Raw genomic sequence first — 22,026 nt, forward strand, 5'->3', positions numbered from 1 at the left:
AATAGCATGGATCTTGCAGTTGATTGGTTTTACTAATGATTATTGTGTTGCTTTAATGACCAATGCTATTTAACATTGCATCCATAGGTAAGGAATACCTAAAAAACTAAGGAATTCTAAAATGCGTCGTTTTATCACATATGCAGTGCTTCTTTCTTTGAGCGCTTTCTCTGTCTTAGCACAGCCAGTTAATACTGTTAGTTTGTTCGGAGATGAAGTGCAACCGGGTAACCGTCTGCACGATGTTGTGGTTAAATTAATGGGCACGGGAAGTACGGTTCCGTTAGCTATTTCTGGTGCAATTGATAGTTCAATGACAGAAGAAGATACAACGCTTCCTCCTGAAGCAAAATCAGCGATTGCGTTTAACGTTAGTCTTTCGAATGCGTTCTATCGTGAAATGGTAATTGTGAACAGCTTAATCGAAGTAACTAAAACGCTTATCGAAGAAAGTCCAGACAGGGTCATCGAAGTGATTACTTTGGGTATTGTGTTATATCCTGATTTTGCACAAGAGGTATTAGATGGTGCTACTTTAACTGGCTCCATTAACCCAGACGATGCATTCATTGCCGCATTGCAAGCCGGCGCGGACCCATCCAGCATCTCGTTATCTCCTGCTAGAGGCCCAGCGCCTGAGCCTATAGAGCCTGTAGGTGTGGGGATCGGTTCGGGTGGCACTGGTGGTGGTGACACAACAGCGTCAACAAATTAGTTTTTACTGATAACTAATTTTAAAGATATTCACTTTAAAAGCCCCTTAGTTTAGGGGCTTTTTTGTATTTTTTAATATAATAAAAGAATAATAAAAACAGTGCGTAGCAAAACATCTAACTTTTTATTTTATGTCTTATTGGCTATCGTTTTTTTGCTACCGATTCCGCTTGGAGCAAATAGGCCTTGGGCTTGGAGCTTCTTCCAAATACTTATATTCGCTCTTTCAATGGGGTGTGCCGTGCATTTTAGGGGGGATAGCCACTTAGGTTTGGGAAAACACCTAAAAATCGTATGTGTATGGGGTGCGTTTATCATTCTTGCTGGTTTGCAAATCATTCCAATGCCTGAATTTTTAGTTGCCTTAATTTCACCTAAAGCGCACGAAATGCAGGCAGTGGCGCATGTGTCCACTTTCTATTTTTCGCTTGACCCAGGGCAAACGGGCATTAGTTTCTTGAAACTTCTTGCGTACTTTTGTTTATTTATCTGTACGTTGCTGCTTGTCGATAGTGAAAAACGCATCAAGCTTCTGCTAACTACTATGGTTGCGGCCGGCACGATCCAAGCTATTTATGGTGCGCTGGAAATATTGTTAAGTGCACCGCAGAGTTTGGTGTTTGGCTTAGATGTTAACGAGTCAGCAACGGGAAGCTTTGTTTATAAAAATCATTACGCTAATTTCTTAATGATGTGTTTAGCGGCTGGTATTGGATTGATGGTCGCCAGTTTACAAAAAGACCAGATGAATTCTCCCAAGGATTGGATGCGCTCAATCGCTACTGCAATGTTAAGCAGTAAAGCGCTTATCCGCATTAGCCTAGTCATTATGGTTATCGCCCTAGTTATGTCTCGTTCAAGAATGGGCAATACGGCATTTTTTGTTGCTATGACTATAGTGGGCTTAATGACGCTGTTTTTAGTGAGACAACGAAGTAAAGGCCTAACAATCTTGATAATGAGTATGTTTGTTATTGATCTTCTTATTGTAAGCACTTGGTTTGGATTAGAAAAAGTACAGCAGCGTTTGGCCGAAACATCACTACAACAAGAAAGTAGGGATGAGGTGATACGAGATGCTCTGCCTATGGTGCTTGATTTTCCGATTACAGGCACCGGAGCCGGAAGCTTTTACAGTACCTTTCCAGCTTATAAAACAACCGACGTTGATGCTTTTTATGACCAAGCTCATAACGATTTTTTGCAAATGACTATAGAGTATGGCGTTCCAAGTATTAGCATTCTCGCTTTCTTAGTAAGCTTTGCATTCTATAAGTCAGCAAGGGCGATGCGACACCGGCGCAGTTCAATTTTCAAAGGTACGTCATTTGCGTGTTGCATGGTGATAATAGGAATGCTACTGCATATGACAGTCGATTTTCCATTGCAAGCGTTTGCTAATGCGAGTTATTTTGTCATATTCATCAGTTTAAGTGTGATTATAAGTAGTTTACAGCTACAACGGCCTCGAAGGGTTCGCAGTAGTCGCTGAATTAACTTTTAACGCACTTTATGATGCTGTTACTTACCGCGGTGCCGGACTCTCTCATCCATCGGCATACTGTTCTTTTGGCACCATAATGCTCAATAGCAGCTAATACTCTGGTCTGGCTTTGAGAATTACGAATGCCCTGTGATATGCGTTGTTTTATATATGGCCTGAGTTCGGTATAAAATGGCTTATTATTCTGATACAAAGCCAAGCCCATTTCTACAAATAATATATTTACTTCTGCTTTTTTTGGACCGTATTTATTGGCTAATGTTAAGTAATTAAGCAATTCGGCATCAAATTCATTTGAACGCCACTTATTCATCGCAAGGGAGGCATAAGTTACCGGCCAAGTCGGTCGCATTTTAGTTGCTTTTATATACAATTCTTTTGAGATTGCAAGTGCGACGGACGCATCTTCATAACCACCAATAACACCCCATTCATATATTTGCGCAGAAAGATCGGTATATAACGGATGCGCTGGATGTTGATTTCTAGCTTTATATGCAGACTGAGCAGCGTTGTTGTAGCTTTCTTCATTGTCTAGTTGATTATTTGCGTGCCATGCTAAAACGGCATTTTGTGCAGAGTAAAAATGTAAATTAGCCAAGCCATAGTTAGTTGCATTGTATAAACCAAGCAGCGAGATAAGACCAAATGCAAACACAAAAAGGTATTTTCGACACGTAAGCAGGGCATAGCTAATCTGTTGAGTTAGTTTTGTTTGCACGATATTTTTTTTGCTCTATTCATCAAAAGATTTACTGCCAATTTAGGTTCCTAGAAATCGTTGATGGTACATCATAAACCAGCGCGTTTGCAGTGTCGCTGTCGGCTATCTGCATAATCGCTTGTTTGCAGGCCAACATATCATTAGGCCGACGATGCAAGTTATGCATATCGGAGGCAACATAGGTGATGAGGTCATCGGCAAGCAAACGCTCTGCGACCAGTTGTACTTTTTCATTAAAGCGCCCTATAAAAGCACCAGCAGTGACTTGAAACAAACAACCAATGCGTTTTAGCATGTGTATTTTATTGTAGTCGGCAATAATATCGCGATTGCGTTCAGGATGAGGAATGATGGTCTGAATGTTGTTCTTAAATAACCAGCGCACTAAATTTTCTACGCCCGGGGGAATATGGCTATGAGGCAATTCTAATAAAAGCGCTTGTTTACCCTCCCATTCACCTATAAAAGGCAAAGACTTTGCATTTACCCACGGCAGTATGTCTGGAGTGACTCTGACTTCGCAACTAAAGGCCAATTTTAGAGGCACTTGTTGTTCTTTAAGTGCCAACACTAATTGTTCAAAAGCGGATGTAATAGTAGCTAGATTGTTGTCAAATACACCTTGATGAATATGCGGAGTACATACCATGTGTGTTACGCCAAATTCAAAGGAATGCTTGGCCATAGCGACGGCATCTTCAAGCGTTTTAGCGCCATCATCAATTCCTGGCAATATATGGCTGTGTAGGTCAATCACGATTTGTGTGTATCCGTTGGATAGCTCTGGTATCCGTATTGGTCGTAAAAGCCGGAATATTCGCCGGTCTTTTTGGCCTTTTTCAAGTCAACTTGGTTTAACACAACACCATCAACTCTATGTCCAATCTGCATAAAGCGAGATAAACCGTTATTGATTATTTTATAGCTAGTACTGTCGCTTCGGACTACGTAAACCACTGAGTCACAAACCTTAGAGACAATAACAGCGTCACTTACTGCTTGAGTTGGCGCACTATCAACAATAATATGCTCGTATTTGGTTTTGAGCGTTGCCATCAATATCTTGAATTGTTCAGAGGCAAGTAGTTCTTGTGGATTAGGTGGCACACTGCCTGCACAAATTAAATCAATGCCTGATTTTTGATCGGTCACAATACATTCTTCAAGCGTATGAGTACCCGCAATTAAATTTGAAAGTCCGGGTTGAAAACCGGGTAAGTCGAATTGTTTAGCGAGAGTAGGACGGCGTAAGTCGGTATCAAGAAGCAATACTTTGCTAAGTTGGCCCATGGCAAACGCTAAGTTAATTGAAACGGTACTCTTACCCTCACGAGGCACGCTAGAAGTGACCAATACCGTTTGCGAAGGCTTATCTAAATTCAATAACTGTAGGCTTGTTCTCAAGGTTCTTACTGATTCGCTAAACATATGATGCTTGTTGTCGAAAAAATGACGTAATGGTAGGCTTTGATTTTTTTTATGCGTCTGCCATGGGATGATACCCAGCATACGTTGACCTAGTTTTCGCTCAACATCATCAACTGACCGAATACCACTATTGAGTGCCTCGAGCGACAGTGCTAAGAATACACCTAAAGCTAAACTCATCACAAAAGCAGCAGCGATAATTAAACCTTTCTTAGGTTTTGCAGGATCCTCAGGAAATGTTGCTGCATCGAGTACTCGCGCATTTGCCGATTCAAAACCGCCTAGCTGGTCGGTTTCTTTTAAACGCGTAAAGAACGAATTATATAATTGCTGGTTGGTATCAACATCACGTTGTAGTGTTTTACGTTGATTTTCTAAGCTAGATAATTTACGAAACTCACTCTTTGCAGCCTCAACGTCTTTATTAAGCGCAGCAACTTTGTTTTCAGCTGTGCGAAATTCGGTAGTGATCCCTGATATTAAAGCCGTAATTTGGTTACGAGTACTATTTTTAATTGAATTAAGCTCGGCATTAGCTGCAATCATTATTGGGTGTTTCGGGCCGTATACTTCTTTAAGTTCGGACACTTTACTTTCGGCCACTACTTCTTCTCGTTTGATATTTTGAATTGAAGGATGGTTTAGCACTTCTGGCAAGCTAGAGAGTAACGAGAAGTCGGCTCCGGACTGATTGACTTGCTGGTAAATAATACTGTTTCTTTGCAGCATTACTTGTGCATCAATAAGTTGGTCACTTAGCTGCTGAAGTTGCTCCGATGCCAAGCCTACTACACCGTCGATGTCAACGAGTTGCTCACGCTCGTAAAATTCAGCTAGGCTTTTTTCAGCCGTATCTAGCTTTGTGCGTAAGCCTTGTAAACTTTCGTTTAGCCAAGTTGTTGCCTTTGCGGTCATATCCAATTTACTTTCCAAGTAGTTTTCGATGTACACGTCAGATAAGGTATTTGCTACAACTGAAGCGAGTTTACGGTCAGAACTTTCAAAGGAGATATTTACTACCTGCGTGTTTCTTAGCGGAGCAATACTTGAAAATTCCATTACCTGGGATATGGCATAAGAGCGTCTTGCCAAAAGTAGCTCTTGTTCGCTTTTTACTTCTTCAAGTTGTTGCGGTAAAAATGGTAATGTATTTTTTAAAAAATCCAGGACTGCATCAACATACTCAACGAAACCGCTTCTATTCGCTTTGATAATATCTAAATTATAGAGATCGTTGTCGTATAAATTAAGTTCATCAACTACTTTTCCAGCGATATGGCGAGAGCGTAGTATTTCGTACTGTGTTTCAAAATATTCTTTTCTACTTGAATCCAACCCATAAACTTCTTCAATAGAGAGCACATTAGCTTGCTCTGCCTCAATCAGAAGGGACGCTGTTGCAATGTAGCGAGGTGTCATAGATAACACGATGAGCGAAGCTAATATGGTCAGCAAAAAGGCTAAGCCGAGAATACGCCACAGGTAACTTCTAACAGTGCCCCAATACTGACCAAAGTCGATGATATCCGAATCATTTAGTTTTGCTTCAATTTGCTCGTTTGTGCGCGACGCCATATAGGTCTCTATAGTTAGAAAAAGCGTTCTTGCACAGTCACGATATCGCCGGGCAATATGACGTCTGAGGCAGCAGCTTCAATGGTAGTTTCAACACCGGTAATTTTCCTAACGATGATAATTTTTTCTCGTGACGCACGTTCAGTAAAACCGCCAGCCAATGCTGCTGCTTTATTTACTGACAAACCGGGTTGATATGGGTAGCCACCGGGGCGATTCACAGCACCATCAATAAAGAACGGCCGATATTCAAGCACAGTGACAAATACTGACGGGTTCACTAAGTAATCGCCACGCAGGCCGGTATCAATTTTACTCTCAACTTCGTTGACCGTAAGTCCAACCAAATTAATGTCACCGAGGAAGGGGTAATTAATAGCACCGATATTTGATAATCGCGTTTGCACAGACAAGTCCTCTTGACCAAATACCGTTATCTTTACTACGTCACCTGAACCCAATCTATATTGGCCTAAGTCAGCGTTGCTTTGAGCCTGCGCAGTTGCACAGACAACAAAAATATAAACAACAAGCAGCGTTAAATATCGTACTAGTGATGGTCGCTTCAACGTCATAAATGCCTCATTTTTTAACCACTATAACGTAAATAATGCGCTGATTATAAACTGATTTCGGTCGTATTCAATGGCAGTTCGGTTGCTTTCACGTTCGTCGTAAATATAACCTACTTCGATGTTCATATAACGACGAAACTGATAGTACAAAGAGGCTCTAAATCTAACTAAATCATCTTCACGAATACCCATATCACTTATTTGACCTTCATAACGGTCAGTACCCCAAGTATAGGAAGTTGCGCTCCTCAATTTGTCGGCTATCCAATCATGGCGCCATTCTACTGCGTAATCGCGGCCTCGAATAAAGTTGCCTTCACCATTTGTTTCATCCGTATCGTTGCTTGCGGTGAAGTTGACTGTTGAATATGTAACAGGTTCCCACAAAATACCAGCGGCCCAGTCTATGCCTTCAAAATCCTCGCGCAAAGGCGAGTCAAAGTTCTTTTCTTGATAACCGATTTTAGCAAAACCAGAGGTTCGAGCGGTTGCCTCCCACTCTAGACCAACAAGGTAAGAAACTTGTTTACTGTCTAATGGCGACAATGCATTTGAGTCAAATTTGTAATTAACATCTCTATAAATAATATCAAAAGTAGCGTCAGTAACCGCGCCAATACGATAAAAGAATGTACCACCTACATTCGTGAATGCTCTATCACGTGCGCGATACTGCGGTGTATCTATATCGTAATCGCGATTAGTAATATTGAAGTTAATATCCAAACGGCCGTCGGCATTAAAAGCACCATGCGAATACAGCATATCGAATTCGCTTTGTTTATAGCTATCAGGGCTAGTCAATGGTTCGGCATTACCAATTGAGAAGCCAGTACCTCGGTCCTCGTGACCATCGATGAAGTCGATACCTATATCGAACCGGTTGCGTGAATTAAGCTCAAAATCAACGGCGGCATTGAAAAAGTGATCAGTGTAGTTGTCTTCTGAACTACTAAAAAACCGCTCGTTGCGCAAACGATAACCAACTCGAACTTGGCTTTCTCCAAAGGTGTCTAACATAAATACTTGTGGTGAAATTATTTGCGACCAACTGTTTATTTTATTCACGTTTGAGCGAATGACGTTATCGTCATAACGCAAGCCAAAATCGACAGTTGGAGTGATGTCGAAACTACCGAACTCCACACTTGCTGGATTTTGAAACTGTTGTGCACTGACACTTATGCTGCCAATTACCAACATAATCACGGAGGTAACTTTTAATACTTTCATCCCTTTGTCCCTTTTGGTGTAACTCTTTGTTATTTATGCAATCCAAATAAATAAAAATTAACGCTGTGTTTATCTCGTTTTTAAGTTCTTAGCTGTCTTAAGAAACACCACTTCTATCGTTTATTATCAGCCGTTTGCAGGTCATCTGTTGTTAAATTTAATACAGATGCTTGCGGGCAAGGACAACGAAGCAAATAGTATTGTATCCTATCCGTTATGTCCAAAACAATGAACAAATACTAACCACCTTAAATTATTCGTAATGTATCTGCTGCGACTATGTTGTTAATTTTTATTCAAGGTGACCGTGATATATTAAGTAATAAATCTGAGCTTGTTTGTTTTCTGCAAAATTGTAAAAGCAAAAAACAGCATCGCTAAACTAAAAAAACACCTTATATTGCGGCAAATAAATAAGTTAAATAAGGTATTGTCAATCGTTGTGCAAGGGTGAGAATGAAAAAAACAACAAAAACAGGTAGATACAGAGGTGCAGGAGTTATTCAATCGAACAAGAGTAGTTTTTCTACTCTGTATCGGCTTGTCGATCTTGTTACTATTGCGCTGCTCTACTTTCTAATCCTGATTTTTCGCCGAGTTGATATTGAACCCTCAAGTATGATTTTACTATTTGTTGGCATCATCGGTTTTAACGTCACGGCAGAAGGACTCGATTTATATAGATCTTGGCGAACACAGTCAACCACCCTGCTGATTAAATATACATCTATTGCTTGGACAATAACCGGCATCGGTATTATAGCGTTTGCGTACTTTTTCCCCACATTAGCTGCCTACGGTGAAATAACAATACTAATGTGGCTGATTGCTACCTATCCTGCTTTGTCTGCTTGGCGTATCGTGTTTCGTGAGTTCCTGTTTGTTTTGCGTAAAAAAGGTCGTAATTCTCGTTATGCCGCGATTATTGGCGCAACTCCTTCGGGTTATAATTTATCCCAACAAATTACTGAGAATGAACATCTCGGTATTCGTTTAAAAGGTATTTTTGATGATAGAGAAGCCAGTCGATTACCGGATGAATTGCAAAGCCATGTGGTTGGCACTATTGAAGCTGCGTTAGAAGCTGCCAATAGAGGTGAAATTGATTTCATTTATATCGCAATGCCCATGAGCGCTGAAAATAGAATTATGGATATACTAAATCGCTGCAGTGATACCACCTGTAGCGTTTATATTATTCCAAATTTCTTTATTTATAATCTGTTAAATGCAAGATGGCAAACCGTTGGCTCCGTACAGACTCTCAGTGTATTTGATACTCCTTTTCAAGGTGCTAATAATGTATTAAAACGAGCTGAAGACCTCATTCTTAGTGCTTGCATTTTAGTGTTAATAGCAATACCAATGTTATTCATCGCCATCGGCATAAAAGCGACCTCAACAGGTCCCATAATTTTTAAACAAAATCGTTATGGCTTAGACGGTCGTCAAATAAAAATTTATAAGTTTCGATCGATGCTCACTGAAGATAATGGGGAAAAGGTAGAACAAGTAACAGTGGATGATAAACGAGTGACCCCGTTTGGTGCGTTTCTGCGTCGCCGGTCTTTAGACGAACTCCCTCAGTTTTTTAATGTATTGCAAGGCAGAATGTCGATCGTTGGTCCTCGTCCGCATGCCGTTGCGCATAATGAGCAGTATCGCAAGTTGATTGAAGGATACATGCTGCGACACAAAGTCAAACCTGGGATTACCGGCTGGGCGCAAATTAACGGTTTCAGAGGAGAGACAGAAACCGTTAATAAAATGGTTAAACGAGTCGAATATGATCTGGAGTATATTCACCGCTGGTCAGTTTGGTTGGACATGAAAATTATTACAGTGACCATATTTAAAGGATTTGTTGATAAAAACGCTTATTAGTTTTTTAACAATATAGGAACAGTATAATTCTCTCTTTTGAGATCTTAATTTCTATTATATTAACTTGCTTTTGGATCAAGCCGTCATTGGTTTAAAATAAGCACTCATATTTTCTTCGAATAGGTTTGCAAAGTGTGCTTGTAGATCACTCTATCAAGTCAAAAAATACTTAACGTCAGGTGTTTATATGTGCCAGAATACGTTCATTAACATTTTATTAAAGAATGGCCAATAGGCGAGGGTATGCCATGTCGTTAGTCGGCGCAGTTTCATCCGTATCAGCAACAATTGACGTCATTAATAAAAGAATAGGCGAATGTGTTAGTTATTTTACTTTCTTAATGGCTGCAGTTACTTTCGCCGTGGTGGTTTTACGCTACGGCTTTAATCTTGGCTGGATAGCCATGCAAGAGTCAGTTGTTTATCTGCATGCCGCCGTTTTTTTGCTTGGTAGTGCTTACACCCTGCAACATGATGGTCATGTTCGTGTTGATGTATTTTATCGAGGCTTTAGTCATCGGCGAAAAGCACTGGTTAATCTAGTCGGCACATTATTTTTGCTATTGCCGGTGATGATTTTTATTACTGTTGTTAGTTGGCATTACGTATTCGAATCATGGCAAACGCTCGAAGGTTCTATGGAGTCTGGCGGTCTTCCTTTTTTGTATGTGTTGAAGTCGTTCATTTTATTATTTTCATTTACCATGTTTTTGCAGGGTGTATCAGAGGCGATTAAACAAAGCTTAATATTGGCTGGCGTGTCCAAATAATGGAAATTCTCTCTCTGGTCCTGTTTCTTGTGGTTTGTTTGTTCTTGTTGATTGGTTACCCTGTCGCATTGACTCTTGCTGGCACATCCCTAGTTTTCGCTGGCATTGGTATTTTCTTTGGCGTGTTTGACGGTAGTTATTTGCTAGCAACACCAAGCCGTTTATTCGGTATTGTGAAAAATCAAACTCTTATTGCGGTTCCGCTATTTGTTTTTATGGGTGTTGTGCTCGAGCGCTCCAAAATTGCGGAAGACCTGTTAGTCGCAATGTCAGGTTTATTGGGTCGCTTTAAAACGGGCCTCGGTGTATCGGTTGTATTAGTCGGTATGTTACTAGCAGCCAGTACTGGTATTGTTGGTGCTACAGTAGTAACAATGGGCTTACTTTCATTGCCCACTATGCTGAAACGAGGTTATTCGCCCTCTCTAGCTACGGGAACTATTTGTGCAACGGGTACGTTAGGGCAAATTATTCCGCCTTCTATCGCACTCGTTCTATTGGGCGATGTGTTATCTAGTGCATATCAAAAAGCACAGCTTGATATGGGAATATTTTCGCCCGACAGTGTCTCTGTAGGCGACTTATTTGTCGGTGCTATTGTTCCGGGGTTTATTCTGGTTATTTTTTACTTACTTTATTTATGGGCTGTCAGTAAGTTTAGCCCGTCGCAAGTGCCAGCGCATGGCCAAGAAAGTGAGCACGCTAACTTAAAATCACTTCTTCTTGCGTTACTGCCTCCGTTATTGCTGATTATTGCTGTATTAGGGGCGATATTAACGGGCAAAGCAACACCCACAGAAGCTGCCGCTGTTGGCGCTATTGGTTCCGTTTTTCTGGCGTTATTGAAGAAGAAAATCAATGGTGAGAATACCAAATATGTGGTGCGGGAAACCACCAAAATCACATCAATGGTTTTCTTAATCCTAATTGGTGCATCGATATTTTCCCTCGTGTTTCGTGGTTTTGGCGGTGAAGAGCTTTTACAAGCATTCTTTGCCGATTTACCTGGCGGCGTATTTACCGCTGTGTTGTTAGTAATGGTGGTTATTTTTCTTCTTGGCTTTATTCTCGATTTTATTGAGATCACCTTTGTAGTAGTCCCAATTATTGCACCTATTTTACTTATGATGGGGCTCGATCCTATCTGGTTAGGCATTATGATTGCAGTCAACTTGCAGACCAGTTTTTTAACACCACCTTTCGGTTTTGCATTGTTTTATCTTCGAGGTGTCACGTCCGATACTGTCAAGACAGAACAAATTTATAAAGGCGTGATCCCATTTATTATCATTCAGCTTTGTTTGTTGATTCTAATGGCAATTTGGCCAGGTATTATCACATGGTTGCCTTCAGTCCTTTATGGCGCCAACTAATCTTATTTGAAAGGAGAAAAAAATGAAAAAATCGCTTAGTTTACTATTTGCTGCTGCGGCTATGTTCGCGATTGCTTCTTGTAGCGGTAAAAGTGAAGAAAATACCTCAACCGCAGTCGTTAAAGCGCCTGTTGAAAGCATAAAGTGGAAGCTTGTTACCTCATGGCCGAAAAATTTCCCAGGCTTAGGTAAAGGACCAGAGACCTTCGCAGAATATGTGAACGAGATGTCTGGTGGTCGCTTGGAAGTGAGAGTTTATGGCGCTGGGGAGCTAGTTCCCGGGTTCGAAGTATTTGATGCAGTGTCTGGTGGTAGTGTCGAAATGGGTCACGCAGGCGCATATTACTGGAAAGGTAAAATGCCAGCTGCGCCAATTTTTAGTGCCATTCCATTTGGCATGAATGCGACAGAAATGAATGCTTGGCTGCATTACGGCGGAGGCATGGAATTATGGCGCGAGCTATATGCGCCTTATGGCGTTATTCCATTCGCCGGCGGCAGTTCGGGTACTCAGATGGCAGGTTGGTTTAAAAAAGAAATTAATAGTTTAGAAGATTTCCAAGGCCTAAAAATGCGTATTCCTGGCTTGGGTGGGGACGTGTTTAAAGAAGTTGGTGGTTTACCCATAACGCTTACTGGCGGTGAGTTGTTTACGGCGTTGCAAACCGGTGTGATAGATGCAACTGAGTGGGTTGGCCCATACAACGATTTGGCTTTTGGCCTGCACAAAGCGGCAACGTATTACTATCACAGCGGTTGGCATGAGCCTGGAACATTGCTTGAATTTATTGTTAACAAAGCGGCATTTGATGCGTTACCAACAGACTTACAAAAAATAGTCGAAGTAGCCACACGAGCGACAAATCAAGACATGCTAGATGAATATACAGCCAGAAACCCGAAAGCACTGAAACAACTCGTGGAGTATGGCACGCAACTGCGCGCACTGCCTAAAGATGTGCTTGAAGCATTAAAAGTGGCAACAGCAAAAGTGATTAAGCAAGAGCGTGCAAACGATGCAGACTTTGATCGAATTTACGCATCGTATGATGCTTTTTTTCAAGAAGTAAAAGCCTATCACAAAGTGTCAGAGCAAGAGTATTATGAAAATAGAGAATAGATTTTCTATCTGATCTGATTTGTTTATTAACCGAATGGCACTAGAATGCGCGCGTTTGTTAGATATAACCGCTAATTTTGAGTAGAATGCTGGGCTACAAGCACTACTAAATTAGCCAATTAATCAATCGCGCGTTTTTTATGCGTGATAAAAAAGGAAGTTATTATGGTCATTAAGCCAAAAATTAGAGGTTTTATTTGTACCAATGCTCACCCTGCGGGTTGTGCAAAGAGTGTTGAAAACCAAATCAACTATGTAAAGTCACAAGACGTAAAGGCCAAGTCTGAACTTGCTGGTCCCAAAAATGTACTGGTAATTGGATGTTCTACTGGGTATGGATTAGCTTCTCGAATTACTTCTGCATTTGGCTATGCTGCAAAAACCCTTGGTATCTGTTTTGAAAAAGAGCCTACAGATCGCAAAACAGGCACGGCCGGTTGGTATAATACGGCGGCTTTTCATGACCAAGCAAAAACGGCTGGCTTGTATGCTGAAACGATGAATGGTGATGCGTTCTCCGATAATATGAAAATAGCCGTTATTGATAAAATAAAGAAAGACTTAGGCTCAGTTGACCTGATTATCTACAGTTTAGCGTCTCCAAGAAGAACCGATCCAGATACTGGCGAAGTTTATAAATCCACACTAAAGCCTGTGGGTCAAGGTTACACCACCAAAACTTACGATACTGACAAAGATAAAGTTCATGAAATAACGCTTGAACCGGCTAATCAGGACGAAATCGACCAGACTGTAAAAGTTATGGGAGGGGAAGACTGGGAGCGTTGGTTAGTCATGTTGAATGACGCTGGTGTGGTATCAGAAAACGCGAAAACAACAGCCTACACTTATATTGGCAAAGAACTTACTTGGCCTATTTACGGACAGGCAACGATCGGTTTGGCGAAAGAAGATTTAGATCGCGCCGCGTCGGCTATTATCGCTAAATTAAACGCTAATAATGTGAGTGCAAACGTATCTTCTTTGAAGGCCTTAGTTACTCAGGCAAGCTCTGCTATTCCGGTTATGCCTTTATATATATCTCTAATTTACAAAGTGATGAAAGAAGAAGGCACGCACGAAGGTTGCATTGAGCAAATAGAGGGTCTTTACACTCGTTGCCTTTATGCATCCAATCCTGCAATGGATAATATGCATCGTTATCATATGGAAGACAAAGAAACCAATAATGCAACTCAGGCTAAAATAAAGGCATTGTGGGATAAGGTGACTCAAGAAAATTTCCATGCATTAAGTGATTATGCCGGTTATCACCACGAATTCTTAACTCTTTTTGGGTTTGACATTCAAGGTGTTGATTACGAAGCCGATGTTAACCATGTAGTAACTTGGTCGTAATTATGGTCCAAAGAGCGATGTTTGGTATAGCATTTGCTTAGCGAGTATAGGAATCCTCAGATTTGAAGCTATCATAGGCTCCGCATGAGTAAATGTTAGCTTCGTTAGATTGCGAAGTGGAAAATTTTGTTCACAATACAACAATTAAATTGCAGTTTTTGGTATTAATAACATAGCATTTTCACATTCATTAATGCTAAAATCCGCTTGTCACATTTCTAGTTGCAAAAACAGAAGTTTGTTTTCTTTACAATACCATCTCAGTGATTTTGAGTTTACACATAATAATAATAAACCACGGATGAGCGTAGACCTTCTTACAGGCACTACTCACTTCGTTATGTGAAAGCTTTATCGGAGCGGGTGTAGCATTTTAGATTTTGCGTAGCAGTAAGGGATTGAGTTAACTGACCTAGTGGTATTATCACAGCAATAACTTGGTCAATAATACAAACAAGATATAAATTTTAATCGGCTTTCAGGCAGACAGGCTGATTAAAATTGGTATTTTAAATTAGAGTAGTCAATTACGTATGATAAAAATCAAGAAAGGCTTAGATCTTCCTATTGAAGGCGCGCCGGAGCAGAAGGTCCATCCAGGGCCAACTGTAACCCGAGTCGCCATCCTGGGGGAAGAATATAACGGCATGCGTCCCACGATGCATGTTCAGGTAGGTGATGCGGTTAAAAAAGGGCAGTTGCTTTTTGAAGACAAAAAAAATCCCGGTGTAAAATTTACGGCTCCTGCTGCGGGCGAAGTTATCGAGGTAAATCGGGGTGCAAAACGTATTTTGCAGTCAGTGGTTATTAAGCTTAAAGGTGATGATGAAATAACCTTTCCGACATTTGATGATGCTTCACTTGCAACAGCTGAACGTTCTGCGATAAGCGAACTTCTAGTCGAATCAGGTTCTTGGACAGCTATTAGAACTCGTCCATATAGCAAAAATCCTGCAGTTGGCTCAACACCTTCCTCAATTTTTGTTTCTGCAATGGACACTAATCCGTTGGCAGGCGACCCGCAAATTATCATTGCTGGTCGCAAAGAATACTTTGCTTTTGGTTTGAAAGTATTAGCTAAACTAACCGACGGTAAAGTGTTTGTGAGTAAAGCGCCCGGTGCAGATATTCACACTGGCGATGCTATTGTTGATGTCAACGAGTTTGCAGGGCCGCATCCTGCAGGTCTTGTGGGTACTCATATTCATCATCTTGATCCCGTTGGTATGAAAAAGTTCGTTTGGCACGTGGGTTATCAAGACGTTATTGCTATCGGATCGTTGCTTAAAACAGGTAAGTTAGACACAACTAAAGTGTTATCAATTGCCGGTCCTGCAGCAAAATCGCCTAAATTAGTGAGCACTGTATTGGGTGCAAGCATTGATGAACTCGTTGTTGATCAGAAAATTGATGGTCCTGTTAGAGTTATTTCAGGCTCCATTTTGAATGGTACTACGGCACAAGGTCCTCAAGCCTATGTTGGTCGTTATCACAACCAAATATCGCTTTTGGTTGAAGATAAAGAAAAGAAGTTGTTTGGTTGGGCTAAGCCAGGCTCAAATCAACACTCTGTGACGCGGGCTTATCTAGGTCATTTGTCACCCAAAAAACTTTTCAACATGACAACTACAACGAATGGTTCTGATCGTTCTATGGTGCCAATCGGTAACTATGAACGTATAATGCCTTTAGACATCATTCCTACCCTGCTGTTGCGCGACCTATTGTCGGGTGATAGTGACGGTGCAAGTAGCTTAGGTGCTCTGGAATTGGATGAAGAAGATTTGTCGCTATGTACCTACGTATGCCCTGGTAAATATAATTATGGTCCAGTGTTGCGTGAATGTTTGACCAAGATTGAAGAAGAGGGTTAAGTCATGGGATTAAAAGTTTATTTAGAAAAAATTGAACCTGATTTTGAACCAGGTGGTAAATACGACAAGTTTTATGCACTTTACGAAGCTGCTGCGACTATCTTCTACACACCGGGTAAAGTAAACGTCGCGAATACGCACGTTAAAGACAGTATCGATTTAAAACGCATCATGATCATGGTGTGGATGGCAACATTCCCAGCCATGTTTTATGGTATGTACAATGTCGGTGTGCAAGCATCTTATGCTATCGAGGCCGGTGGTGCGTTGTACGATGGTTGGCAGGCTGGTTTATTTTCGGCATTAGGTGGAACGCTAACCGGTGATGCTGGCATATTCTCGATGTTACTTTACGGTGCGTGCTTTTTTGTTCCTATTTATGCAACAACTTTTATTGTTGGCGGGTTCTGGGAAGTATTATTTGCGTCAGTTAGAAAACATGAAATTAATGAGGGTTTCTTTGTAACCTCAGTCTTATTTGCATTGACATTGCCATCAACTATTCCTTTATGGCAAGTTGCTCTAGGCATTACCTTCGGTATTGTTATTGCTAAAGAGATCTTTGGTGGCACAGGCCGAAACTTCCTAAATCCAGCCTTATCCGGTCGTGCTTTCTTATACTTCGCCTATCCAGCTCAAATTTCTGGTGATCAACCCTGGATTGCGGCTCAATTAGCGGATGGATATTCTGGCGCGACTTGGCTCAGCAACGCTGCGAATCAAACCATGAACTTTGGAGATTCGGTTAACTTTGCTTCTATGCAAGTATTAGATGCATCAGGTAACTTGGTTAATCAAACAATAAGTGAAGCCGACTTATGGATGAATTCATTCATAGGCAATATTCCAGGCTCTGTAGGAGAGGTCTCTAGTTTACTGATTATGGTAGGCGGGCTTTTCATTATTTATTTGGGTATTGCAAGCTGGCGTATTGTTTCAGGCGTGGGTCTCGGCGTCATATTCTTTAGCACATTGCTTAACTTTTTTGCCAGCGACCCAACATCAATTTACGCAATGCCCTTCTACTGGCACTTCGTTATAGGCGGATTAGCGTTTGGTATGTTCTTTATGGCAACTGACCCAGTGTCGGCCTCATTTACTAACCAAGGAAAGTGGTTTTATGGCTTCTTCATCGGTTTGATGACAGTGTTGATTCGGGTTATTAATCCGGCATTCCCTGAAGGGATAATGCTAGCCATATTATTTGCTAACTTGTGGGCGCCATTATTCGATTATTTCGTGGCGCAAAGCAATATAAAGCGGAGGGTTGCACGTGTCGGCTAAAAAAGAAACGTTAGGTAAAACAGTCGGTGTTGTCGTTGCTGTTTGTTTAGTTTGTTCAATTATTGTATCGGGAGCCGCCGTTGGCTTGCGTGAATTACAGCAAGCTAACGCCGCACTCGATAGACAATCAAATATTTTGGCTGCGGCAGGTCTGCTTGGCGAAGCTAAAACAAAAAAAGAAATTGGCATTGTTTATGATGCAAGAGTCGTAGAGCGTTTCGTTAATCTAACAACTGGTGAATATGTCGCTAATCCTGCTGAAGGTGAGTCAAAACCTTACGATATGTATGGAAGAGTTTCTAAAGCCCCAGAAACGAGTACGAAAGCAGAAGGTAGTCCCGCTGGTTTCTCTAGGCGTGCTAACGTTGCCAGCATCTTCTTAATTAAAGATGACGACGGCGTTGTATCACGCATCATTCTGCCGGTTCATGGTAGTGGTCTATGGGACTTAATGTTCGGTTTCCTAGCGCTTGACAGTGATGGTCACACGATTCGCGAATTGATTTTTTATCAACACAAAGAAACGCCGGGATTGGGTGGTGAGATTCAAAACCCAGAATGGCAGGCTAAGTGGAATGGTAAACAGCTTTTCAAGAACGGTAACGTGGCTATTGAAGTTAACAAAGGCGATAACCGAGATAACCAGTATGCGGTTGATGCGCTGTCAGGTGCCACACTAACCAGCAATGGGGTAGAAAATACGTTGGAGTATTGGGCTAGTGATAATGGCTATGGTAATTATCTTAAAAAGCAATCTTGGAAATCATAAGGGACCACAATGGCTGACACTAAAGAAATGAAACAAGCCCTGTTTGGGCCAATTTTAGACAGTAACCCGATTGCTTTGCATGTACTTGGTATTTGTTCTGCATTGGCAATTACAACAAAACTAGAAACCGCATTGGTAATGTCGTTGGCATTAACCGCAGTAACCGCGTTTTCTAGTTTGTTTATTTCACTTATACGAAATCAAATACCGTCAAGCGTGCGTATTATTATTCAGATGACTATTATCGCGTCATTGGTAATTGTGGTTGACCAAATATTGAAAGCTTACTCTTACGAAATTTCTAAGCAGTTGTCAGTATTTGTCGGTCTGATCATTACAAACTGTATCGTAATGGGACGCGCCGAGGCTTACGCGATGAAGTCGCCTCCTCTGATGAGCTTCTTAGACGGTATTGGTAACGGTTTGGGATATTCATTTATTCTGATTGTTATTGGTACAATCAAAGAGTTAGCGGGTTTTGGTACCCTTCTTGGGTTTGAAATATTGCCGCTGGTTACTAATGGTGGCTGGTATCAAGGTAATGGTCTGTTGATACTCCCATTTAGCTCTTTCTTCCTGATCGGCGGTATGATTTGGTTTATTCGTACTATTCGTCCAGAACAAGTGGAGCCTAAGGAATAATCATGGAACATTATGCAGCATTATTCATCAGAGCAGTATTTATTGAGAACATGGCATTGTCATTGTTCCTAGGTATGTGTACTTTTTTAGCCGTATCAAAGAAAGTAAAGACATCAATGGGTTTGGGTGTTGCCGTTATCGTGGTATTGGGCATTTCAGTACCTGTTAACCAAGTTATATTTGTAAATATTCTTGCCCCTGGTGCTCTAGATTGGGCTGGCTTCCCAGATGCCGACCTTAGTTTCTTAAGTTTCTTGACCTTTATCGGTGTAATTGCTGCTTTGGTTCAGATACTGGAAATGACACTTGACAAGTTTTTCCCCGCTTTATATAACGCGTTGGGGATCTTCTTGCCGCTTATCACCGTAAACTGTGCCATATTCGGTGGTGTTGCGTTTGCGGTCCAACGCGAATACAACTTCACCGAAAGTATCGTATACGGCATTGGCAGTGGAGCAGGTTGGGCAATGGCCATTATCTTGCTTGCTGCGATACGTGAAAAATTAAAGTATGCCGATATGCCTGATGGTATTCGCGGATTAGGTTCTGTGTTTATGATCGCTGGTTTAATGGCATTGGGCTTCCAATCATTCACAGGTATTTCGCTGTAAAGCGAATAGGAGAATAGATAAAATGAATCCAACTGAAATCTATCTCGGTGTAGGCATGTTTATCGCTATTGTATTAGCGTTAGTGTTCATTATCATGTTTGCGAAATCGAAATTAGTGCCTGAAGGTGATGTTGTAATCACTATTAATGGCGATCCATCTAAAACAATTACCACCTCTCCAGGTGGCAAGTTACTGGGCGCGTTAGCTGACTCGGGCATTTTTGTATCTTCAGCATGCGGTGGTGGTGGTTCTTGCGGTCAGTGTACTGTTGATATTAAATCAGGTGGTGGTGAAATATTGCCCACTGAGCTTGATCATATTTCGAAGCGGGAGGCTAAGCAAGGCTGCCGTTTGTCTTGCCAAGTATCAATCAAACAAGACATGGATATTAAATTACCTGAAGACGTGTTTGGTATCAAGAAATGGGAATGCGACGTTCTTTCGAACAGTAACGAAGCAACTTTCATCAAAGAGCTTAAGCTAGGTATTCCTGACGGCGAAAGTGTTCCGTTCAAAGCAGGTGGATATATCCAAATTGAGGCGCCACCTCATCACATAAAGTATAAAGACTTTGATGTGCCTGCTGAATATCGTAAAGACTGGGAACATTTTGGTTTCTTTGATGTTGAGTCAAAATGTGACGAAGAAACTATTCGTGCTTACTCAATGGCAAACTACCCAGAAGAAGAAGGTATTATTTTGTTGAACGTGCGTATTGCTACGCCGCCACCCAAGAACCTAAGCTTGCCTGCTGGTAAAATGTCTTCATTTATATGGTCTTTGAAAGCAGGTGACAAAGTCACCATATCTGGTCCTTTCGGCGAATTCTATGCTAAAGAGACAGATGCCGAAATGGTGTTTGTCGGCGGCGGTGCTGGCATGGCGCCAATGCGTTCACACATATTCGACCAACTCCGTAGACTAAAAACACCTCGCAAGATAACGTTCTGGTATGGTGCTCGATCGTCACGTGAAATGTTTTATGTAGAGGATTTCGATATGTTGGCGAAAGAAAATGACAACTTTGAATGGCACGTTGCATTGTCTGACCCACAACCAGAAGATAACTGGACTGGCGATACGGGGTTTATTCACAATGTATTGTTGGAAAACTATTTGAAAACCCATCCAGCACCTGAAGACTGTGAGTTCTATATGTGTGGTCCACCTATGATGAACGCAGCAGTAATCAACATGCTTAAAGAACTCGGTGTAGAAGATGAAAACATCATGCTGGACGATTTCGGTGGTTAATTTGTAACATCCAAGCAGAAGACTAGATTAGGCGCCTCAAGGGCGCTTTTTTGTCTTTCAAACACGATGTTCGTGATGCAATCAGCCCACACAAGACATGCTTGTCTAGTAGAAATTTACTAGAGGCCAAGAGGGTAATTATTCTTTGGTTTTTGTTACGCGCTATGTCTTTATATTTTAGCCATTTTTTTTATATCATCAAAAATTCATGTATAATCTACTGCAACGTTAAGTCGCCTAGCACATAATAAGAATTTAGTTCATATTGGGTGCTTATCAATTTGTAAATCGCGAGGATAGCATTGAAATTCTTACTCCCCTTTTTGTTATTATTCATCGTTTCTTGTGCGCCAAGCAAACCCACTGAAATTATTATTTCAGGGCAAACCATGGGCACCACCTACTCGATAAAGGTTGTTAAACGACCCGAAACACCCATAGACGTAAAAGCGCTTCAAGGCGAAATAGATGACGCGCTAATACAGGTTAACGCTTTGATGTCGACATACGACCCAGATTCAGAATTATCAAAGCTAAATGAAGCTGAAGCCGGACAACCTTTTGCGATTTCCGAACAAACCGAATATGTGCTAACAGAAGCCATCAGACTGCATAATCTAAGTGGTGGTAGTTTAGATGTGACCGTAGGTCCTTTAGTCAACTTGTGGGGCTTTGGGCCAGATAAACGAGCCGAGGTTATTCCAACTAAATCACAATTACTAGAAATCGAAGACTTTGTTGGTATTGATAAGTTTGAATTGAACTCAGGCGTTGTAACGAAATTACACTCTAAGTTATATATCGACTTATCGACGATAGCAAAAGGGTATGGTGTTGACGTTGTAGCTGATATCATTGAAGGAAGGCAAATAAACGATTATCTTGTCGAAATTGGTGGTGAAATGAGAGTCGCTGGCAAAAAAGCAAATGGAAGCGACTGGCGTATTGCCATTGAAAAGCCGATAAGTAATGAGCGGGCGATACAAAAGATTATAAGTATTGGTAATAATGCGGTGGCGACCTCAGGTAATTACCGCAATTACTTTGAACAAGATGGGATCCGTTATTCGCATTTGATTGAACCAACAACAGGATATCCGATTACTCATAATTTAGTGTCAGTAACCGTAGTACATGCATCATCGATGACTGCCGACGGTTTAGCAACTGCGTTAAATGTAATGGGCGCAGAAAAAGCCAAAGAGCTTGCACAAAGAAATGACTTAGCTGTTTTTATGATCATGAAGCAAGGTGATGATTTTATAGAATATGCCTCACCCATGTTCATCAGGGATATACAACAAAATTAGTTATTCATATGTTGAGCATACA

General features: G+C 41.2%; 19 protein-coding genes. 14 read left to right on the top strand and 5 right to left on the bottom strand.

Features of this window, described 5'->3' with window-relative positions; genetic code table 11:
* The first annotated feature begins 121 nt into the window (after positions 1-121).
* On the top strand, positions 122-715 hold the full coding sequence (locus G399_RS20255) for a hypothetical protein (RefSeq protein WP_006011798.1): 594 nt from the start codon (positions 122-124) through the stop codon (positions 713-715).
* 99 nt (positions 716-814) lie between these two features.
* Positions 815-2,206, top strand: a complete 1,392-nt coding sequence (locus G399_RS0105955; protein WP_006011799.1) for an O-antigen ligase family protein — start codon at positions 815-817, stop codon at positions 2,204-2,206.
* A gap of 1 nt (position 2,207) precedes the next feature.
* Here G399_RS0105955 and G399_RS0105960 read toward each other — a convergent pair whose 3' ends face one another.
* From G399_RS0105960 to G399_RS0105980, 5 genes are read right to left on the bottom strand one after another with little or no spacing between them, the layout of a single operon-like run.
* Entirely contained in the window at positions 2,208-2,939 is a 732-nt protein-coding gene (locus G399_RS0105960; protein WP_006011800.1) for a VpsP family polysaccharide biosynthesis protein, read from the bottom strand.
* A gap of 31 nt (positions 2,940-2,970) precedes the next feature.
* Positions 2,971-3,699, bottom strand: coding sequence for a tyrosine-protein phosphatase (locus G399_RS0105965; RefSeq protein WP_006011802.1), 729 nt, complete (start codon positions 3,697-3,699; stop codon positions 2,971-2,973).
* Positions 3,696-5,945 (bottom strand): GumC family protein, encoded by a 2,250-nt coding sequence (locus G399_RS0105970; RefSeq protein WP_006011804.1) that lies wholly within the window; start codon positions 5,943-5,945, stop codon positions 3,696-3,698. The genes G399_RS0105965 and G399_RS0105970 overlap by 4 nt, the downstream gene beginning before the upstream one ends.
* 14 nt (positions 5,946-5,959) lie before the next feature.
* Positions 5,960-6,520: a polysaccharide biosynthesis/export family protein gene (locus G399_RS0105975; protein ID WP_006011806.1), complete on the bottom strand. Its 561-nt coding sequence runs from the start codon at positions 6,518-6,520 to the stop codon at positions 5,960-5,962.
* Positions 6,521-6,541: 21 nt separating this feature from the next.
* A complete protein-coding gene (locus tag G399_RS0105980; protein ID WP_006011808.1) occupies positions 6,542-7,753 on the bottom strand; it encodes an outer membrane beta-barrel protein in 1,212 nt (403 codons plus the stop codon).
* A gap of 456 nt (positions 7,754-8,209) precedes the next feature.
* Between G399_RS0105980 and G399_RS0105985 the strand changes: the two genes are divergently transcribed.
* The 12 genes from G399_RS0105985 to G399_RS0106040 all read left to right on the top strand — a co-directional run bounded on the left by G399_RS0105985 (position 8,210) and on the right by G399_RS0106040 (position 22,004).
* Entirely contained in the window at positions 8,210-9,637 is a 1,428-nt protein-coding gene (locus G399_RS0105985; RefSeq protein WP_006011810.1) for an undecaprenyl-phosphate glucose phosphotransferase, read from the top strand.
* Positions 9,638-9,885: 248 nt separating this feature from the next.
* Positions 9,886-10,407, top strand: a complete 522-nt coding sequence (locus tag G399_RS0105990) for a TRAP transporter small permease subunit (RefSeq protein ID WP_006011811.1) — start codon at positions 9,886-9,888, stop codon at positions 10,405-10,407.
* Positions 10,407-11,780, top strand: coding sequence for a TRAP transporter large permease (locus G399_RS0105995; RefSeq protein ID WP_026843518.1), 1,374 nt, complete (start codon positions 10,407-10,409; stop codon positions 11,778-11,780). The genes G399_RS0105990 and G399_RS0105995 overlap by 1 nt, the downstream gene beginning before the upstream one ends.
* A 22-nt stretch (positions 11,781-11,802) precedes the next feature.
* Positions 11,803-12,900, top strand: coding sequence for a TRAP transporter substrate-binding protein (locus G399_RS0106000; RefSeq protein ID WP_006011813.1), 1,098 nt, complete (start codon positions 11,803-11,805; stop codon positions 12,898-12,900).
* Between the two features lie 165 nt (positions 12,901-13,065).
* Complete coding sequence (fabV, locus tag G399_RS0106005) at positions 13,066-14,259, top strand: enoyl-ACP reductase FabV (protein WP_006011814.1); 1,194 nt, start codon at positions 13,066-13,068, stop codon at positions 14,257-14,259.
* Positions 14,260-14,792: 533 nt separating this feature from the next.
* A complete protein-coding gene (locus G399_RS0106010; protein ID WP_006011816.1) occupies positions 14,793-16,133 on the top strand; it encodes a Na(+)-translocating NADH-quinone reductase subunit A in 1,341 nt (446 codons plus the stop codon).
* 3 nt (positions 16,134-16,136) lie between these two features.
* Complete coding sequence (locus G399_RS0106015; protein WP_006011818.1) at positions 16,137-17,417, top strand: NADH:ubiquinone reductase (Na(+)-transporting) subunit B; 1,281 nt, start codon at positions 16,137-16,139, stop codon at positions 17,415-17,417.
* The gene (locus G399_RS0106020) at positions 17,407-18,186 is read left to right on the top strand and encodes a Na(+)-translocating NADH-quinone reductase subunit C (protein WP_006011820.1); all 780 of its coding nucleotides are present in this window, start codon (positions 17,407-17,409) and stop codon (positions 18,184-18,186) included. The genes G399_RS0106015 and G399_RS0106020 overlap by 11 nt, the downstream gene beginning before the upstream one ends.
* A gap of 9 nt (positions 18,187-18,195) precedes the next feature.
* A complete protein-coding gene (locus tag G399_RS0106025; RefSeq protein WP_006011822.1) occupies positions 18,196-18,828 on the top strand; it encodes an NADH:ubiquinone reductase (Na(+)-transporting) subunit D in 633 nt (210 codons plus the stop codon).
* Between the two features lie 2 nt (positions 18,829-18,830).
* Positions 18,831-19,439, top strand: coding sequence for an NADH:ubiquinone reductase (Na(+)-transporting) subunit E (gene nqrE, locus G399_RS0106030; protein ID WP_006011824.1), 609 nt, complete (start codon positions 18,831-18,833; stop codon positions 19,437-19,439).
* Between the two features lie 22 nt (positions 19,440-19,461).
* The gene (nqrF, locus tag G399_RS0106035; protein ID WP_006011825.1) at positions 19,462-20,694 is read left to right on the top strand and encodes an NADH:ubiquinone reductase (Na(+)-transporting) subunit F; all 1,233 of its coding nucleotides are present in this window, start codon (positions 19,462-19,464) and stop codon (positions 20,692-20,694) included.
* Between the two features lie 302 nt (positions 20,695-20,996).
* Positions 20,997-22,004 (top strand): FAD:protein FMN transferase, encoded by a 1,008-nt coding sequence (locus tag G399_RS0106040; RefSeq protein ID WP_226988972.1) that lies wholly within the window; start codon positions 20,997-20,999, stop codon positions 22,002-22,004.
* The last annotated feature ends 22 nt before the right edge of the window (positions 22,005-22,026 follow it).

This window comes from Brumicola pallidula DSM 14239 = ACAM 615 (genome assembly GCF_000428905.1).
Lineage (GTDB): Bacteria > Pseudomonadota > Gammaproteobacteria > Enterobacterales > Alteromonadaceae > Glaciecola > Glaciecola pallidula.

Bases quoted from the DNA above. Each gene is read 5' to 3' on its own strand.
- nqrF (WP_006011825.1), top strand. From the start codon at position 19,462: ATGAATCCAACTGAAATCTATCTCGGTGTAGGCATGTTTATCGCTATT.
- G399_RS0105995 (WP_026843518.1), top strand. From the start codon at position 10,407: ATGGAAATTCTCTCTCTGGTCCTGTTTCTTGTGGTTTGTTTGTTCTTG.
- G399_RS0105970 (WP_006011804.1), bottom strand. From the start codon at position 5,945: ATGGCGTCGCGCACAAACGAGCAAATTGAAGCAAAACTAAATGATTCG.
- G399_RS0105985 (WP_006011810.1), top strand. From the start codon at position 8,210: ATGAAAAAAACAACAAAAACAGGTAGATACAGAGGTGCAGGAGTTATT.
- fabV (WP_006011814.1), top strand. From the start codon at position 13,066: ATGGTCATTAAGCCAAAAATTAGAGGTTTTATTTGTACCAATGCTCAC.
- nqrE (WP_006011824.1), top strand. From the start codon at position 18,831: ATGGAACATTATGCAGCATTATTCATCAGAGCAGTATTTATTGAGAAC.
- G399_RS0106010 (WP_006011816.1), top strand. From the start codon at position 14,793: ATGATAAAAATCAAGAAAGGCTTAGATCTTCCTATTGAAGGCGCGCCG.
- G399_RS0105980 (WP_006011808.1), bottom strand. From the start codon at position 7,753: ATGAAAGTATTAAAAGTTACCTCCGTGATTATGTTGGTAATTGGCAGC.
- G399_RS0106015 (WP_006011818.1), top strand. From the start codon at position 16,137: ATGGGATTAAAAGTTTATTTAGAAAAAATTGAACCTGATTTTGAACCA.
- G399_RS0105990 (WP_006011811.1), top strand. From the start codon at position 9,886: ATGTCGTTAGTCGGCGCAGTTTCATCCGTATCAGCAACAATTGACGTC.
- G399_RS0105975 (WP_006011806.1), bottom strand. From the start codon at position 6,520: ATGACGTTGAAGCGACCATCACTAGTACGATATTTAACGCTGCTTGTT.
- G399_RS0106025 (WP_006011822.1), top strand. From the start codon at position 18,196: ATGGCTGACACTAAAGAAATGAAACAAGCCCTGTTTGGGCCAATTTTA.
- G399_RS0106000 (WP_006011813.1), top strand. From the start codon at position 11,803: ATGAAAAAATCGCTTAGTTTACTATTTGCTGCTGCGGCTATGTTCGCG.
- G399_RS20255 (WP_006011798.1), top strand. From the start codon at position 122: ATGCGTCGTTTTATCACATATGCAGTGCTTCTTTCTTTGAGCGCTTTC.